Raw genomic sequence first — 16,945 nt, forward strand, 5'->3', positions numbered from 1 at the left:
ACATCCGGTCGACGGCGCGTGAAAACGGGGCCGACCCCACGAACAACGACTCAGCCGGGGCGAACGAGGACGCTCAGCGCCTCGCCGCCTCCTTCCGCAGGCGATCGCTGACCTCGGACACATGCTGGGCCGCGGAGATGTTCACCTCGGCCCGGTCCGAGCTCAGTGCGGTGAACAGACGGCCCACCTCCTGGCCGAAGCAGGCCGGGCTGTTCGGATCGTCCTCGGAGCCGGCGACGGCCTCCGACTCGGCGAAGAACTCGAGGGCCTCCGCGGTCCGCCCCTGGTCCGCCAGTACGACGGACAGGAGCTGGGCCGACATGTAGAACGTCACCGGGTCGTCGACGCCGCGCTCCCGCCGGATCGCCTCGCGCAGGTCGGTCTCCGCCGCCGTCAGATCACCGCGGATGAAGGCGAGCCAGGCCCGGATGTGCCGGGTCTGCGCCTGCCATGCCGGGTCGTCGGTCAGTTCGGCCGTCGCGACCGCCTGGTCCGTGACGCGCTCCAGCTCCCGCTGATGCGCTGGCCCGGCGAAGAGCCCGCTCGCCGCGACGACCGAGAGCGCGGCGACGACGATCCGCGCGGCGTCCGGGATGTCGCGCAGCACCCGGGTGAACACCGAGACCAGCAGCGTGTGCTCGGCCAGCAGCCAGGTACGCGCCTCCGCGGCGTCGGCGAACCGCAGTCCGGACAGCGGCACGGAGAAGAGATGGGTGGTGAGCGAGCCGGCCCGCTCGGTCGCGCTCATGGCCTGGAGCAGGGTGGCATGGAGGAACATCGCCAGCCGCACCAACGCCGCCTCGCGGTCCGCGACGGGATCCTCGCGGTGGGCACGACGGGCCGCGAACGCCCGTACCAGATCGTGGAAGCGGTAGCGGTCGGCCGAATGCGGTTCCAGGAGACCGGCCTCCACCAGGTGCTCGAGCTGCTCCTCGGTCTCCTGCTCGGGCCGGTCGAGCAGGACCGCCGCGACCGCGACCGGGAAGTCCGCGGCGTCGAGCAGCGCACACAGGCGCATCGCCCGGGCCTGGGCGGGGGCGAGGGCCCGGTACCGGGACGGAGCCGAGCGGCGCCGGTGCGGGTGCCGAAGCGGGTGGCGGTGCAGAACGGCCGGCCGCGTCGGCGGCGCCTGGTTCGACGGGCTGCTCCCGGCCTTGCGACCGTGCCGCGGTGACACCGGAAGCTCCGCCGGACGCCGTGGCACCGGTCGAGGCTGCGGCTGCTGTCGAGTCCGGTGCACCGGCCGACGGCGCGGCATCGGCACGGCTTCCCCCGGCACGCGACTCGGCAGAGACGGGTTCGGCGCCACTGAGGATGCGGCTCTGCAACTCGCGCAGCTCGGGCCCCGGATCCATGCCGAGTTCGGCCACCATGGTCTCGCGGGCCGCGGCGTAGACCGCCAGGGCCTCCGCCGTCCGACCGGCCTGGTACAGCGCGCGCATGCGCAGTGCGTACAGGTCCTCGCGCAGTGGATGGTCGGCGATCAGCGAGACCAGTTCGGTCGCCACGCGGGCGTGCTCGCCCAGCTCGTCGGCGCACTCCAACTGGGCCACCCGGGCGTTCAGCCGCAGCTCGGCGAAGCGTCCGCGGTGCCGCCGGGCGTAGGGGCCGGGCACCCCGGAGAGCGGTTCCCCCGACCACAGCGCCAGCGCGGCCTCGAACGCGCGCAGGGCGGGGCCGGTCTGCCGTGCGGCGCGCAGTTCCTCGCCCTCGCGGACGAGGCGCTCGAAACGCAGGGCGTCGACGGCCTGCTCCGGGATGCCGAGCTGGTATCCGCCCTGCGTGGTCTCCAGCCGGGAGCGTTCCTCGCCCAACGAGAGGCGGATGCGGTAGACGTACGTCTGCACGGAGCGCACCGCGTTGCCGGCGGGTTCCTCCCACAGCGCGTCGACGAGGTGGTCGAGGCCGCACTGGCGTCCTTCGCCGAGCAGGAGCCGCACCAGGACCGCACGCTGGAAGGGACTGCCCAGATCCAGCTCACGCCCGTCATGGCGGCCGTTCAGTGGCCCCAGCAGCCCGAACTCGTACCCCTCGTCCCCTTCATCCGCCGTCGCCACTTGACAGAGTCTAGCGGGCCGAACGTGCTCGTCAGACGGCTGCCGGGCGGCGCGGCGGACCGTCAGCCGAGGGACCCGTAGAACGCCAGGTGGTGCCGGGCGGCGGCGGCCCAGGTGTGGCGGGCGGCCAGTTCCCGGCCCGCCGCCCGGTGCGCGGGGGCGTCCTGCGTGAGCGCGGTGCCGAGTTCGGCGGCCAGATCCCCGGGCGTGTCGGCGAACCGGGCGGTGCCGCCGAACACCTCGCGCAGCACGGGGAGTTCGCGTACGACCAGCGGTACACCGGCCGCGAGCGCCTCCATGGCGGCGAGGCCGAAGCCCTCCTTGACGGAAGGGAAGGCGAAGGCCGCGGCCGCGGCCACCAGGGAGGGGAGTTCGGCGTCCGGCACCTGTCCCAACACCACCGGCCGCACGTCGAGTTCGGCTGCCCGTGCCTCCCAGCGGGCGCGGTAGTCGCGATAGTCGAAGAGGGTCTCGCCGCCCGCGATCACCAGGCGTACGTCGGGGTGTGCGGTGCGCAGCAGGGCGTAGGCCTCCAGCAGGTCGAGGGAGCCCTTGCGGGGTTCGATGCCGCCGACCGTGAGGACGTAACGGCCCAGCAGCGAGCGCCAGTTGGCACGGGCCGCCGGATCCGTGGCGGCGAAGCGTTCGTATGCCACGCCGTTGGGGATGACCTGTGCCGTCAGGCCCCAGCCCGTGGCGAGTTCGTCCGCGACCGCCCGCGAGACACAGATGTGGGCCCGCGGCTCGACGAGGGCCCGCTCGTGGCAGGCGGCCAGTTCGGGGGTGGTGAAGCGGTCGATGTGGTGGACCGTGCGGACGCAGCGGCCGTCGACCGCGTTGGCGCTGATGCAGTCCTGGGCGTGCACGACGTCGTACGGCGTCGGGTCGAAGGCGTCGCGGAGCACGGCGATGGAGCGCAGGATGCGGGCGCCGACGCTCTCCTCGGGCGGCCCGTCCGGGAACGGCACGATCCGCAGCCGTACGGCGGGCGCGACCGGGCGGAAGAAGCCGGCGTCGCCGCCGCGGCCCAGGGTCCACACCGTGACGTCCTCGCCGAGCGCGGTCAGGGCCTCGGCGAGGGCGAGGGTGTGGACGACACCGCCGCGGGGCTTGGTGGAGTAGCTGAGCAGCGCGATTTTCACGACGGGGTCTCCCGGTAGGCGCCCGGCCGGCGCTCGTCGAGGTGGCGCAGGACCCGGCGGGCCCGGTCGGTCTCGGCGGCGACGTCGATCTCGGCGACGGCCAGGCCGGCCTTGGACCAGGTGCGGGCGAGGATGTCACCGCCGGGTCCGACGACCTTGGCCTGGCCGAGGAAGCGCATGCCGCCCATGGCGCCGGTCTGGTTGGAGGAGGCGAGGACGATCTGGTTCTCCGCGGCGCGGGCCTGGTCGTACAGGTCGAAGAGCCGGGCTTGGCGGTCCTGGGCCATGCGCGGGGCGCGGTTGGTGATGGAGGTGGGCCAGGCGGACAGGCACGCCAGGACCTCGGCGCCGTCCAGGGCGAGGGAACGGGCGGACTCGGGGAAGGTCTTGTCGTAGTCGATGAGCATGCCGATCCGGCCCACCGGGGTGTCGAAGGCGTCGAACCGGTCGCCGGGGGAGTAGGCGGCGACCTCTCCGGCGGGCAGGTGCACCTTGCGGTGCCGGCCCAGGATCCCGTCGCCGTGGACGCAGACGGCCGCGTTGTAGCGCTCGTCGCCGGCGTCCTCGCAGTAGCCCAGGCAGACCACCATCTCGGCGGCCAGGCGGGCCACTTGGAGGATCAGCGGGTCGTCGGGCTTCAGCGCGGGCGGCAGGGCCTCGGGGTCGGGGTGACGCAGGTCGGCGAGATAGCCGCCGAGGGCGGCGTCGGGCAGCACGAGCAGTCCGGCGCCGGAGGCGCGCGCGTCGTCGATCAGCTTGGCGATGCGGGCCAGGTCGAACTCCAGGTCGCGGCCGAAGTGGGCGGCCGCGGCCGCGATCCGGATCGTGCTCATGCGGTGACTGCTCCCGGTGACAGGTCGTAGGTCTCGGGCCGCCGGTCGCGCAGGTGCCCCATCGACCGGCGGGCGGTGAGCAGGGCCCCTGCGACGTCGAGTTCGGCGACGGCGATGCCGGCCGTGACGCCCGTGTCGGCGAGGATCTCGCCGCCGGGGTCGACGACCTTGGCACTGCCGACGAAGCGTAGCGACCCGAAGGTGCCGGCCTGGTTGGCGGAGAGCCAGACGATCTGGTTCTCCAGGGCGCGCGCCCGGTCGAACAGGTCGAAGCGCCGCTTCCAGCGGTCCTGTTCCAGGTCGGCCGACGCGTTGGTGCGCGCCCCCGGCCAGGCCGACACGCACACCCCGATCTCGGCGCCGTCCAGCGCCAGTGCCCGCGCGGACTCCGGGAACGCCTTGTCGTAGCAGATCATCATGCCGATCCGGCCGACCGGGGTGTCGAAGGCGTGGAACCGGTCCCCGGAGGCGTAGGACGCGTCCTCGCCCAGCGGCTGGTGCACCTTGCGGTGGTTGCCGAGGACGCCGTCGCCGGTGACGCAGACGACGCTGTTGTACCGGGTGCCCCCGGCGGCCTCGCAGTAGCCGGCGACGACCGTCATCTCCCCGGCCAGGGCCGTCAGTCGGCGGATCTCGGGGCCGTCCAGGGCGAGGGCGGGCGGCCCCTCGTCGAGCTCCGCGGCGTCGTCGAGGCTCAGCAGGTACCCGCCCAGGCACGCCTCGGGCAGCGCGAGCAGCCGTACCCCCTGTTCCCGGGCCTCCTCGATCAGACGTTCGGCGATCCGGAAGTCCTCCTCCAGGTCGCGGCCGAACCCGGCGGCCACCGCGGCCATGCGCAGGGCGCTCATGCGGCTCCCATCCCGGTCACCGTGGACGTGACCGCTTCGGTGATCTCTCCGTCGGGCCAGCGCAGCCCGACGCCTTCTCCTCTGGTCAGTTCGCCGCACACGGCACCGGTGGCGGGACCCGCCGGGAGCGGCGGGGCGTCCGGGCGGTCGGCGGTGACCATCGCGAAGCCCGGGAAGCAGGTCAGCCAGTCGCCCGCGGTCGCGGTGTGCGGCCGGGGCACGGCGGCCACGTCCAGGACCGCGCGGCAGCCGCCGGCCTCCGCGAGCATGCCGAGGGTGCCGGCGATCCCCGCCATCGACACGTCCTTGGCGGCGGCCGGCCGGGCGGCGGCCACCGCGCCCGCCATGGCGCGCAGTTCGTCCGTACGACGGTGGGTCGTCGAGTCCCACTGGCGGCCCCGGTAGCCCGGCCGCCAGCCGCCGCCCAGGTCGGCCGTGAGCCGGACGGCGTGTCCGGGCCGGCCACCGCCGCCCGGCACCGGGTGCCGGGTGCGGCCCAGCGCGGTGACCGACAGGGCGGCGGGGACGCCGAGCTGGGTGTGCCCGCCCAGCACCGGAACGCCGTACGCCCCGGCCGCGCGCGCCAGTCCGGCGAGGACCCGGGCGGCATGCGAGGCGTCCCGCGCACCCAGCGCGTCGAGCAGCCCGACCGGTGCGGCGCCCATCGCCGCCAGGTCGTTGACATTGACCAGCACCGAGCACCAGCCCGCCCAGTCGGGATCGCGCTCGACCATGGAGGGCACGATCGCGTCGCAGGCGGCGATCACGTCGGTGCCGGGGACCGGCGCGCCGTCGTCACCGACGAAGCCGGTGCCGCCGAGGACGGCACGGGCGCCGGCGGCCGGGGCTCCGCCGTCCGGGCGCGCGTCGCAGGCCCGGAGCGCGTGCTCGCGGAGGGGTGCGAGGAGCGGCCCCAGCGCGGCCTTCGTGCCTGCCGCCAGCGCCGCGACGCGGCTGATCGGCCGGCGCATCAGGACATGCGGGGTGTCCGCGACCGTGACGGCCCGGACCCGTTGCCAGCCGAGCCGCCGGAACAGCGGCTCGTTGCGGGTCTGCACCGTCGCGTCGAAGCGCAGCGCACCCTCGCTCTCGGCCCGTGCGCACGCCGCCCGCACCAGCGCCCCGCCGATGCCCTGCGGCCCCCGCGCCCCGGGCGCGACGACCAGCCGGCCGCCCGCCCACCATCCGATGTCCGGGCCGTCGGCGACCGGACCGAGCCGCACTCCTCCGACGACCGTGCCGTCCCGGTCCCTGGCGACCAGGACCACCGTCCGGGGGTCGGCATCACGGTCGTCGACGTCGTGACCGGCGAAGAGCCGCTGCTCGTACACGAAGACCTCCCGGCGCAGCCGCCGGTAGGCCGTCGTGTCGGCCCGGGAGCCGGCCTCCTCGATCCGGAAGGCGGGCGCCCGGCGCTCCAGCGTGCTGCGGTCGCCGAGCAGGGCCAGGATGTCGGGGACCGTCTCCGCCGCCACCGAGCCGGGCGTGGAACCGTCGAGATACATCTCAGCCGCCCGCCGTCGGCAGCACACTGCACGCCCCGCAGGCCGCGCAGCCCGCCCGCTGGTCGGCGCCGCGCATCCCGGCGGCGCGCAGCTTCGCGGCGACGCCCTCGGTGACGTACCGCAGCACCTCCGCACTCGGGGCGCCGATCCCGTCGCGGGCGGCGAGGGTGCCCGCCATCGGCCGGAAGGGCACGACGAAGGGATACACCCCGCGGTCGATCAACCCGCCCGCCCCGGCAACGAGTTCCTCGGGATCCTCGCCGAGCCCGACGAGGAGGTAGGTGGAGACCCGGTTGGGGCCGAAGACCCGCACCGCCTCGTCCCAGGCGGCCTCGTACTCGGCGAGCGGGACGGTGGACTTGCCGGGCATCCAGCGCCGGCGCACCTCGTCGTCGAGGGACTCGACGTGGATGCCGATCGCGGTCGCTCCGGCGTCGTGCAGGGCACGGATCCAGGCGAGGTCGCCGGGCGGTTCGCACTGCACCTGGATCGGCAGTCCGGGGACGGCTTTGAGGACGGCCCGCACGGAGCGGACCAGATTGCGGGCACCCCGGTCGGGGCCGGTGGTGGTGCCGGTCGTCATCACCATCTGCTGCACGCCGTCGAGTCGTACGGCCGCCTCGGCGACTTCGGCGAGCTGCGCCGGGGTCTTGGCGGCCACCGTGGCGCCGGAGCGCAGGGACTCCTCGATGGTGCAGAAGCGGCAGCGGTCGGACGCGGCGTAGCGGATACAGGTCTGGACGACGGTCGTGGCGAGGACGTCGGCGCCGTGCAGGCGGGCGATGTGCTCGTACGGAACGCCGTCGGCGGTCGTGAGGTCGTAGAACCTCGGACGCCGAACGGCGGTCAGGGTGAGGCCGGTGTCCTCCTCGCCGAGCCAGACCCGGCCGTCGCGCACGCGGAAGGGGCTCTCGGGGTTGGTGGGCAGGGCCGCGTTGGCACCGCCCACGAGGACGTGACCGTCGTCGCTGGGTCCCGCGCCGTCGGGCCGCCGCACGGGGGCGTCCAACGCGACCCCGCGCAGGGCGAGTTCGGCACGGGTCAGGATGCGGACGTCCACGGCTGCCGATTCGGTGCCAACGCTCATGGCAGGCCCCTTACAGCTGGTAGGTGGAGTTGATGATGGCGCCCTTGCGCGCGTAGTGGATCAACGCGTCCTGGACGTCGAGGGGGTGGGTGGGAATGACACCCTCGATGAGGTCCTCCTCGCGGGCACCGTGCAAGGACAGACCGAAACGGCAGCAGTAGACCTTGCCGCCCTCGGCGATGAACGTCTTGAGCTGGTTGTTGATGTTGTGCTCGCCCGGGAAGGCGGAGTTGCCGACCGTCGGGAAGCCGCGCGTGGCAAGGCAGTTGAGGGAGCCGGGGCCGTAGAAGTAGATGGCGGTCTCGAAGCCCTTGCGCAGCGCGCGGGTGGCCTGGAGGACGGCCACGAAGGACACCGAGGACTCGTGGGCGATGCCGTGCACGAGGGTGAAGTAGGTCTCGCCGTTCTCGGCCTGGTAGTCGGGGAAGACCTTGGTGGAGCCGTAGATGCTGGTGCCCTCGGAGAGGGAGGGGTGCGGGATCTCGTCGAGGGACTTCTGCTCGACGTCGCTGAGCTGGGCGGTTTCGGACATGGCTGTCTCCTTGTGCGAGGCGGGGGTTGGGCAGGGATCGGTCAGTCGTAGAGCGCGGCGAAGGTGTCCCGGAAGACCAGGCCGCCCAGTTCGCCCCCGCCGACGGCGGTGGTCATCCGCGCGTACTCGCCGGTGAAGTCGCCCCAGGGCTGATCGCTGGCGAAGAGCACCCGGTCGTGGCCGAGGCCGCGGTGCTCGATCTCCCGGGCCAGCCAGTACGGCAGGAAACCGATGGCCCAGGAGAGATCGGTGTAGACCCGCTTGCCGGCGGCGATCCAGTCGAAGAACCGGGAGCCGGCGAGCTTGATGTGGCCGCTCATCCCGCCACCGAAGTGCACCAGGTGGAGGGGCACCTGGCCGGCGTACCAGTCGACGAGGTGGCCGACCTCGTCGATGTCGGAGGCGGCACCGGGCGAGGTGTGGACATGGACGACGAGGTCGTGCCGGGCCGCCGTGGCGAAGATGCGGTCCAGCTGGGGGCGGCACGCGGGGTCGGTGGCGCGGCCGCCGAGCAGGAAGCTCAGCTTGAGTGCCTTCACGCCCCGCTCACCGGCCAACGCCAGTGCCTGCTCGGTGCGTTGCGCGTCCTCAGGGCGGGGCGAGACCCAGAGCCCCGCGCGGATCCGGTCGTCGGTCTGCGCGGCCTCGATCGCCAACGCGTTGAAGGAGAAGGCCACCGCGGGATCCGGGACCCCGTAGTTCGGGATGACCAGGGCGCGTTCGGTGCCCTCGGCGTCCAGGTCGGCGAGCAGCTGCTTGACCGTGGCGCGCGCGGTGGTGTCGGGACGGACCGGCGGGCCGCCGTAGAAGGGGTACGCGGGGAGGACGCCGATGTGGCGGTGTGCGTCGAAGACCATGGGCGTCAGCCGATCGGGAGGGCGGCGGCGAGTTCGGCGGGCGCGCCGGTGAGCGTGCCGCACACGTCGGCCAGCCGGCGGGAGGCGTCGATGTGGCCCGCGAGGAACTCGGCGTCCCTGCCCACCGCCTCGAAGCGGCCCGAGCCCCAGGAGTACTGCCAGGGCAGCCCCAGGAAGTACAGGCCGGGGACGCTGCTGGCGCCCCGCCAGTGCATGGGATAGCCGCGGCCGTCGAAGGCGGGCACCTCGATCCAGCGGTGGTCGCGGCGGAAACCGGTCGACCAGACGACGGACGTGATGCCGGCGGCCGCCAGGTCCAGGGCGGACGGCTGCTCGGACGGCTCCCAGACCGGCACGTACCGGGGCTCCTCGGGGGCGGTGATGCCGTGCGCGGCGATGTGCGCGTCGATGGCGTCCTTGATGCCCTCGGCCACCGCGTCCGCGTGGTCCAGGTTCGCCCTCAGGTCGTCGGCGAACTCCAGCCTGCCGCCGTCGATCCCGGTCAGCCGCCCGTACAGGCGCATGCCGTCCCGGGCGAAGGCGCGCAGGTCGATGTCGCGGCCGCCGTCACGGCCGGTGACGTAGTGGTTGACGCGCATCCGGACGGCGCCGGCGTCGTCGAAGGCGTCGATCGGCTTTGCGTAGTGCCCCATGTCGTCCAGCCAGGCCACACAGTCCCGGTCCCGGTAGAAACGCGCCACCCGCGGGGCACTGCCGACCGCGAGGTGCACCTGACGGCCGGCCAGGTGCAGGTCCTCGGCGATCTGGCAGCCGGACTGGCCGGACCCCACCACCAGCACCGCGCCCGGCGGGAGCCGGTCCGGGCGTCCGTAGCCGGAGGAGTGCACCTGCACCACCGGCGCGGGCAGCCGCTCGGCCATCCGCGGGACCGCCGGGGTGTGGTACGGGCCAGTGGCCACCACCACCTGGTCGGCAGTGAACTCGCCGTGGTCGGTGGTCAGTTCGAAGATCCCGCGCGACGCACGGCGCAGACCGGTGACGGTGACGCCCTCCACCAGCGGGGGCCGGGAGAAGGCGACGTACTCCTCCAGGTAGCGCACGATCTCGTCCCGGACCATGAACCCGTCCGGGTCGTCCCCCTGGTAGGGGTAACCGGGGAGCCTGCACTGCCAGTTCGGGGTGACGAGGCAGAACGAGTCCCAGCGGCGCGCCCGCCATTCGTGGCCGACCCGGTGTGCCTCGACCACCACGTGCTCGATGCCGCGCTCGCGCAGGCAGTGGCTGACGGAGAGGCCCGCCTGCCCGCCGCCGATCACGGCCACCGGGAAGTGCGCTCCGGCCAGCCGCGCGGTCAGCCGCGCGGCCGGACTCATCGCGGACTCCGCGGGGAAGGATGGAAATACAGCTCAGGCACGAAGTCCTCCATGCGAGGGACCGAGGTGTGGCACCTCGCCGCTGCTTGTGGACTCCACTTCAGCCAGGTGGCGTTTCCGGTCGAAGTCATCCGGAATAAACGGGAGTTACGCAGATCTCACTATGTGTGATTGTCCCCTTGCGCCGGGTTGCCTGTGAGGCAAGTCGAACCGGGAACGCCGTGGTCAACCTGCCCGGCTTGTACGCCCTTCCGGCCGACGGGGCGTGACACCCGGGGCCGGCCCCGCTCCGGCCCCGGCACCGTCGCGGCCCCAGCCCAGCTCGGGTGCGACGAGGTGCCGTACGTCGTACAGGATCTGCTCGTACTCCTCCCGGTGGAACTCGTAGGGCAACTCCAGGCGCAGCTCGCTCACTTCGGCGAGCACCGGGTCGGCCGTCAGCTGTTCCAGGATCTGCTCGGCGGTCCCGACGACGTCCGGGGCGAACAGGATGCGCTTCGGGCCCTGCGGCGCGAGGGTGCGCTCGTGGCGGCTCGCCGCGTAGGCCCGGTAGCGGGCGCGGGTGGCCGCGTCGGCGCTGTCGAGGGGCACGATCACCCGGCCCAGGGCCACCCGCGGCCTGCGGTCGTCCGGCAGCGCGCGGCGGAACTCCGAGAGCAGGTTCAGCTGGGCCGTGGTGAAGTCGTCGGTGTCCTCGCCGGTGACGATGTTCCCGGACAGCAGGCCGAGGCCCTGCCCGGCGGCCCAGCGGACCGAGCGCAGACTTCCGCCGCCGTACCAGATCCGTTGCGCCAGCCCGGGGTTGTGCGGTTGCAGGCGGGGGCGCTGGACGTTGCCCGGCGAGTGGATGACCGTGTCCGGGCCGCCCAGGTAGTCGCCGCGCAGGTTCTCCACGACCCGGGCGATCCTGCCGTACGACAGGTCGAAGCCGCGCCAGTCGCCGTCGTACACGAGGTCGCCGAGCAGGTCGGCGTGCGGCATGCCGGTGCTGAAACCGATCTGGAGCCGCCCGCGGGAGAGCACGTCGGCCAGCGCCAGGTCCTCGGCGAGCCGGAACGGGCTCTCGTAACCGATCGGGATGACCGCGGTACCGAGCTCGATCCGCTCGGTCCGCTGTCCGGCGGCGGCGAGGAACACGGCCGCCGAGCCGACGCCGTGTTCGAGGTGGCGCTGCCGGATCCAGGCGCCGTCGTAGCCGAGCCGCTCGCCGTACTCGAACAGCCGGAGGGTCTCCTCCAGGCCCGGGTAGGGGTCGTCGTCCGCGAAGTTGCCGGGCGTGAGAAAGGCCAGAGAGGTGAGGGCGGGAGTGCTCATGCTGGTCCTTGACCGGTTGTGGTTGCCGTGGCGGGAGAGGGGACACGCCCGCCGGGGATCGCCGCCAGCAGCTCGCGGGTGTACGCGTGGCGGGGCTCGGAGAAGAGGTCCTCGGGCGGGCCCGACTCGACGACGCGTCCGGCCTTCATGACGGCGACCTGGTGCGCGATCTGCCGTACGACGGCCAGGTCGTGGGAGATGAACAGGTACGCCACGCCGGTGTCCGCCTGCAACTCGGCGAGCAGGTCCAGGACTTGGGCCTGTACGGACACGTCGAGCGCGGAGACGGGCTCGTCGCACACCACGAGGTCGGGGGAGAGGGCGAGGGCCCGCGCGACGGCCACCCGCTGGCGCTGTCCGCCGGACAGTTCCGCGGGGCGGCGTTCCAGGGTCGCTGCGGGCAGGGCCACCCGGTCGAGGAGTTCGCGGGCGCGGTCCAGCCGGGCGGCGCGGTCGCCGACCTTGAACGCCCGCAGCGGCTCGGTGATCACCTCGCCGATGGAGAGCCGCGGGTCGAGCGAGGCGTACGGGTTCTGGTAGACGAGCTGGGCACGTCGGCGCAGCTGCCTGACCTCGGCGCCCTTGGCGGTGGTGACGTCGGTGCCGTCGAACAGCACCTGTCCGGAGGACGCCTCGGCCAGCCGCAGCACCAGGCGCGCGGTGGTGGACTTGCCCGAACCGGACTCCCCGACGAGGGCGAGGGTCTGACCCCGCCGCAGGGTGAGGCTCACGTCGTCGACCGCGCGCAGCGTCCGGGCCTTGCCGCCGGCCCGCGGCAGCCTGAACTCCTTGACCAGGTTGCGTACTTCGACCAGGGGAGGCGCCGGATCCGCCGGGGCGGCGGAGACCTGGGCGGCGGAGATCGCGGCGGTCGGGAGCAGAGCGGCCGAGACCGGGGTGCGGGGGCGGACGGTGGTCAGGCTCGGGGCGCTGGCCAGCAGCCGCCGGGTGTACTCGTGCCGCGGGTCGGCGAGGACGGTACGGGGCTCGCCCGCCTCCACCACCCTGCCCTGGTCCATGACCACCAGCTGCTGGGCCCGGTCGGCGGCCACCCCGAGGTCGTGGGTGACGAGCAGGATCGCGGTGCCCGACTCCTCGGTGAGGTGCTGGAGATGGTCGAGGATCACCCGCTGCACGGTGACGTCGAGCGCGCTGGTCGGCTCGTCGGCGATGATGAGCTGGGGCTTGGCGGCGATCGCGACGGCGATCAGGGCGCGCTGCCGCATGCCGCCGGACAGCTCGTGCGGGTACTGCCGGGCCCGTACGGCCGCGTCGGGCAGCCCGGCCCGGTCGAGGACGGCGACCGCCTCGGCCGCCGCCGCCCGGCGGGTCGCCAGGCCGTGGATGAGCAGCACCTCGGCGACCTGTTCGCCGATCCGCCTGACCGGATTGAGCGAGACCGTCGGATCCTGCGGGACCAGCCCGATCCGCGCGCCGCGCACGGTCCGCAGCTCCGCCTCGGAGAGGGCGGCCAGATCGCGCCGGCCGAAGCGGACCGTGCCCGCGTCGACGGTGCCGTTCGCCGCCAGGAGCCGGATGACGGCGTGGGCGGTGGTGCTCTTGCCGGAACCGGACTCGCCGACCACGGCGGTCACCTGGCCGGGCCATACGTCGAGGTCCACGCCCCGTACGGCCGACACCGTGCCGCCCCGGGTGCGGTACGACACGGACAGGCCGCGGATCTCCAGGAGTGGTGTGGTCACGTTCTCACCGTTCTCACCGTCTTCGCGTGTGTCACCGTTCTCATGCGTGTCGTGGGTCATCGCTGCCGCGCCCATTCGCCGTCCAGCGCCCGCGCGACGCGGTTGGTGGCCAGTACGGTCGCGGCGATCGCCAGCCCGGGCAGCGCGGTCAGCCACCAGGCGTTGGCCAGGTAGTTGCGGCCGTCGGAGATCAACGTCCCCCACTCCGGGGCGGGCGGCGGCGCGCCGTAGCCGAGGAAGCTCAGCGCCGACACGGCCAGGATCGAGGAGCCGAAGTCCAGGGTGGCCAGGACGATCACGGGCCCTGCGGCGTTGGGCAGGACGTGCCGGCCGAGCACCGAGTACCAGCGGGCCCCGCAGGAGCGGGACGCCTCGACGAACACCGCCTGCCGCACCCGCAGTACCTCGGCCCGCGCCACCCGGGCGAAGGAGGCGACGCTGGCGATGCCGACCGCGACGGCCACCTTCACCGTCCCGTACCCGAGCGCGGTGACCAGGGCCAGCGACAGGAACAGCGCGGGGACGGAGAGGAGGACGTCCACGAAGCGCATCAGCACGTCGTCGACCCAGCGGCCCACGAAACCGGCGACCACGCCGAGCATTCCGCCGACCACGAACGCGACCAGGACGGCGATCAGCGTGGCCTTGAGGGAGAGCTGGGCGCCGTGGACCACGCGGGAGAAGACGTCGCGGCCCAGTTCGTCCGTGCCGAACCAGTGACTGCCGCTCGGACCGCGGAAGTTCTCGGACGGCACCCCCTTCAGCGGGTCCTGCGAGGTGAACAGGTCCGGCCAGAAGGCGGCCAGCACCACCAGCACGATGACCACGGCGGACAGCACCAGACCGGGGCGGCGCAGCAGGAAACGGAACACCCGGCGGACCCCGGCGTGCGGGGTGGGATCCGGCGGGGATCCGTCCCCGACCGGCCGGGCGAGGCCGAGGGCCGACTCGGCCTCGCCGTCGACAAGGCTCTGACTCACGCCAAGCCCGCCTTTCTCTCCGAGGCCACCACGATCCGCGGGTCCAGCAGCGGATAGACGAGGTCGACGAGCAGGTTCGCCACCACGAAGACCAGCGCACCGAACACCACCACCCCCTGGACCAGGGGGATGTCCTGCACGGTGACCGCCGCCGCGGTCACCCGGCCCAGACCGTCGCGGGAGAACACCGTCTCCACGACCACCGAACCGGCGATCAGCTGCCCGACCAGCAGGCCCACGACCGTCAGTGCCGGCAGCGAGGCATTGCGCAGCGCATGCCGCAGATGCACCCGCCACCGGCCGGCCCCCTTGGCCCGCGCGGTCTCCACATAGGCCTGGTCCAGCGCGGTCAGCAGGCTCTTCGCCAGCACCTGGGCGACCTGCGCGCCGGTCGGTATCGCCAGCGTCAGGGCGGGCAGCACCAGGCCGCGCAGCCCGTCGTTGCCGAACGCCGGGAACCAGCGCAGCTTGAACGAGAACGCCTCGACGAGCAGCAGCCCCACCCAGAACGTCGGGACCGACACCCCCAACGGGGGCAGCGACAGCAGCAGTTGACGCAGCCACCGGAGCGAGGTGTAGGTCGCCACCACCGCGAGCCCGCCGCCGAGGACCACGGCGAGGAGCAGCGCGGCACCGGTCAGCTGGAGGGTCTGCGGCAGCGCGTCGGCCAGCGTGGCGGTGACCGGGCGGCCCGTGGAGACGGCGTCGCCGAAGTCCCCGCGCACCGCCCGGCCCAGGTACTCGGCGTACTGCACCAGCACCGGTTTGTCGAAGCCGTACTCGTGCCGCAGCTTCGCGAGCTGGGCCGGGTCGACCTGTCCCGTGTCCACCCCGGCACCGGCCATCGCGGCGACCGGGTCGCCGGGCAGGAAGTCCAGCACCAGGAACGACACCGTGTACGCCGCCCACAGCACCCCGACCGCCTGCGCCAGCCTTTTGATCACGTAGCGGCGCATCCGCTAGCCGATCCAGGTGTCGTGCAGCTGGACACGGCTGCCGGAGTCGAAGGTCAGGTCGTGCACCTTGTTCGAGACGCCCAGCTGGGTCTGGAGCTCCACCACCGGCACGTCGTACGCGTTCCGCACGATCAACTGCTGTGCCTCGGTGACGAGTTGCCTGCGCTTCGCGGTGTCCGTGGTGGCGGCCTGCGCCGACAACGCCGCGTCCAGTGAACTCGCGGGCAGGTGATAGAAGTTGGCCAACCGGGTGGAGAACGAGCTGCGCAGGATGTCCGGGTCGGCGCGGGTCGTGTTTCCCCACACCACGTCGAAGTCACCGGACTGGAGCGTGGTGGCGAACTGGGTGACCGGGAGTTGCTTGAGCACCACGTCGATCCCGACGGCCTTGAGCTGCTGCTGGACCAGCTCCAGCGCGGGCTGGTTGGTGGCCGCGTTCGGGAACCAGCTGATGGTCAGGCTCAGCTTCTTGCCGTCCTTGGTGCGGACGCCGTCACTGCCGGCCTTCCAACCGGCTTCGTCCAGCAGGGACTTGGCCTTGGCCGCGTCGGAGGCGAGGTCGGTGGACAGGTCGGTGTAGTCGGGCGTGGTGTGCGCGAGGATGCTGGTCGCCGGCTGGGTGCCGGTGGGGAAGACGGTGTCGGCGATCTGCTTCCGGTCGACGGCGGCCAGGATCGCCTGGCGCACCTTCACGTCCTTCAGCAGGGGCCGCGCGTTGTTGAGCCCCAGACCGAACACCACACCGGGGTTGGCCCGGCTCCGGAGGGTGACCTGGCCGCCCTTGAGCGCCGCCTCGTTGGCCTTGCCGACGCTGCTGATGGCGTCCACCTGCCCGGACTGGAGACTGCCGGCCCGCACCCCCGCCTCGGGGACGACCTTGAACACCAGCTTGTCCAGGTAGGCCGCGCCCTTCTTCGACCAGAGCGAGGAGCCCCAGTCGTACCCGGTCCGCCTGTCCAGCGTGATCGACTGGTTCTGCACGTACTGCCTGAGCACGAACGGCCCGGACCCCACCACTCCGTCGCTGCACTTCTGCTGCGGGCTCTTCCTGACGCTCGCCGAGGACTCGATGCCCAGCGAGTGGGTCGAAGTCGCCTGCAGGAACTGGGCGTTGGGCAGCTTGAAGGCCACCTTGACGGTGAGCGGGTCGACCACGGTGGTGCTCTTGACGCCGCTCAGGTAGCCCTCGGCGAGGGTGCCCAGGGCGCCGAGCTCCGGCACCGCGTCGAAGTTGTCCTTGACCACCTGCGCGGTGAGCTTCGAGCCGTCGCTGAAGGTGACCCCGGACCGCAGGTGGAACGTGAACGTCGTCGCGTCGGCGCTGATGTCCCAGCTCTCGGCGAGCCACGGCACGATCTTGCCGGTCTTCGGGTCCTGGTCGGTCAGGGAGTCCACGATCTGCCGCACCGAGTAGATGGTGTCGTTGCTGCCGACCTGCTGCGGATCCACGCAGCCGGCGTCGGAGCCCACCGCGAAGGTCAGGGTGCCGCCGGACTTCGCCGGGCCGCTTCCGCCGCCGGAGGCGCCGCCGCCAGAACCGCACGCGGTCAGCAGGACGCTGCTGGTCAGGAGGGCGGCCAGGGGCGCCCATCGGGAGGGTCTGAAAGCCGGAAGTGCTGTCACGGAGGGAGTTCTCCTACTCGTGTCACCAAGGCACGGGGTGCCGGGCTACGGGCGCGGGGCACAGCCGTGCAGGGCGTGCAGGGGCGTGCGACCCTGGCCGGGTCCGCCCCGGCCGGGGAAGCGCTGCGCAGGGACAAAGGGGGTGGCAGACGGACGACACCGAGAACCGGTGGC

At 73.0% G+C, this 16,945-nt stretch carries 14 protein-coding genes and 1 pseudogene; all 15 read right to left on the reverse strand.

Going from position 1 to position 16,945, the window contains the following annotated elements; all coding sequences use genetic code 11:
- Positions 1-73 precede the first annotated feature (73 nt).
- Complete coding sequence (locus tag ABZ887_RS14345; RefSeq protein WP_361287885.1) at positions 74-1,177, reverse strand: hypothetical protein; 1,104 nt, start codon at positions 1,175-1,177, stop codon at positions 74-76.
- A 193-nt stretch (positions 1,178-1,370) separates the two neighbouring features.
- Positions 1,371-2,057 (reverse strand): annotated as a pseudogene (locus tag ABZ887_RS14350) (BTAD domain-containing putative transcriptional regulator); the annotation flags it as partial.
- A 62-nt stretch (positions 2,058-2,119) separates the two neighbouring features.
- Positions 2,120-3,199 carry an MSMEG_0565 family glycosyltransferase gene (locus ABZ887_RS14355; RefSeq protein WP_361287888.1) on the reverse strand — a complete coding sequence of 360 codons (1,080 nt, stop codon included), beginning with the start codon at positions 3,197-3,199 and terminating at the stop codon, positions 2,120-2,122.
- Positions 3,196-4,032, reverse strand: coding sequence for a carbon-nitrogen hydrolase family protein (locus tag ABZ887_RS14360; RefSeq protein ID WP_361287891.1), 837 nt, complete (start codon positions 4,030-4,032; stop codon positions 3,196-3,198). Before ABZ887_RS14360 ends, ABZ887_RS14355 begins: the two co-directional genes overlap by 4 nt.
- Entirely contained in the window at positions 4,029-4,880 is an 852-nt protein-coding gene (locus ABZ887_RS14365) for a carbon-nitrogen hydrolase family protein (RefSeq protein ID WP_361287894.1), read from the reverse strand. The genes ABZ887_RS14360 and ABZ887_RS14365 overlap by 4 nt, the downstream gene beginning before the upstream one ends.
- Positions 4,877-6,385 (reverse strand): MSMEG_0567/sll0787 family protein, encoded by a 1,509-nt coding sequence (locus tag ABZ887_RS14370; RefSeq protein ID WP_361287897.1) that lies wholly within the window; start codon positions 6,383-6,385, stop codon positions 4,877-4,879. Before ABZ887_RS14370 ends, ABZ887_RS14365 begins: the two co-directional genes overlap by 4 nt.
- Before the next feature lies 1 nt (position 6,386).
- The gene (locus ABZ887_RS14375; protein ID WP_361287900.1) at positions 6,387-7,472 is read right to left on the reverse strand and encodes an MSMEG_0568 family radical SAM protein; all 1,086 of its coding nucleotides are present in this window, start codon (positions 7,470-7,472) and stop codon (positions 6,387-6,389) included.
- 10 nt (positions 7,473-7,482) lie between these two features.
- Complete coding sequence (locus ABZ887_RS14380; RefSeq protein WP_361287903.1) at positions 7,483-8,004, reverse strand: MSMEG_0572/Sll0783 family nitrogen starvation response protein; 522 nt, start codon at positions 8,002-8,004, stop codon at positions 7,483-7,485.
- A 41-nt stretch (positions 8,005-8,045) separates the two neighbouring features.
- Positions 8,046-8,861 (reverse strand): amidohydrolase family protein, encoded by an 816-nt coding sequence (locus tag ABZ887_RS14385; protein ID WP_361287906.1) that lies wholly within the window; start codon positions 8,859-8,861, stop codon positions 8,046-8,048.
- Between the two features lie 5 nt (positions 8,862-8,866).
- Positions 8,867-10,195, reverse strand: a complete 1,329-nt coding sequence (locus ABZ887_RS14390; protein ID WP_361287909.1) for an MSMEG_0569 family flavin-dependent oxidoreductase — start codon at positions 10,193-10,195, stop codon at positions 8,867-8,869.
- A 225-nt stretch (positions 10,196-10,420) separates the two neighbouring features.
- Entirely contained in the window at positions 10,421-11,509 is a 1,089-nt protein-coding gene (locus ABZ887_RS14395) for an LLM class flavin-dependent oxidoreductase (protein ID WP_361287912.1), read from the reverse strand.
- Positions 11,506-13,272, reverse strand: coding sequence for an ABC transporter ATP-binding protein (locus ABZ887_RS14400; protein WP_361287915.1), 1,767 nt, complete (start codon positions 13,270-13,272; stop codon positions 11,506-11,508). The genes ABZ887_RS14395 and ABZ887_RS14400 overlap by 4 nt, the downstream gene beginning before the upstream one ends.
- On the reverse strand, positions 13,269-14,192 hold the full coding sequence (locus ABZ887_RS14405) for an ABC transporter permease (RefSeq protein ID WP_361287918.1): 924 nt from the start codon (positions 14,190-14,192) through the stop codon (positions 13,269-13,271). Before ABZ887_RS14405 ends, ABZ887_RS14400 begins: the two co-directional genes overlap by 4 nt.
- Complete coding sequence (locus ABZ887_RS14410; protein WP_361287921.1) at positions 14,189-15,148, reverse strand: ABC transporter permease; 960 nt, start codon at positions 15,146-15,148, stop codon at positions 14,189-14,191. Before ABZ887_RS14410 ends, ABZ887_RS14405 begins: the two co-directional genes overlap by 4 nt.
- 3 nt (positions 15,149-15,151) lie before the next feature.
- Positions 15,152-16,771, reverse strand: a complete 1,620-nt coding sequence (locus tag ABZ887_RS14415; RefSeq protein ID WP_361287924.1) for an ABC transporter substrate-binding protein — start codon at positions 16,769-16,771, stop codon at positions 15,152-15,154.
- Positions 16,772-16,945: the final 174 nt, after the last annotated feature.

It is taken from the genome of Streptomyces sp. NPDC047061, from assembly GCF_040643955.1.
Classification (GTDB): domain Bacteria; phylum Actinomycetota; class Actinomycetes; order Streptomycetales; family Streptomycetaceae; genus Streptomyces.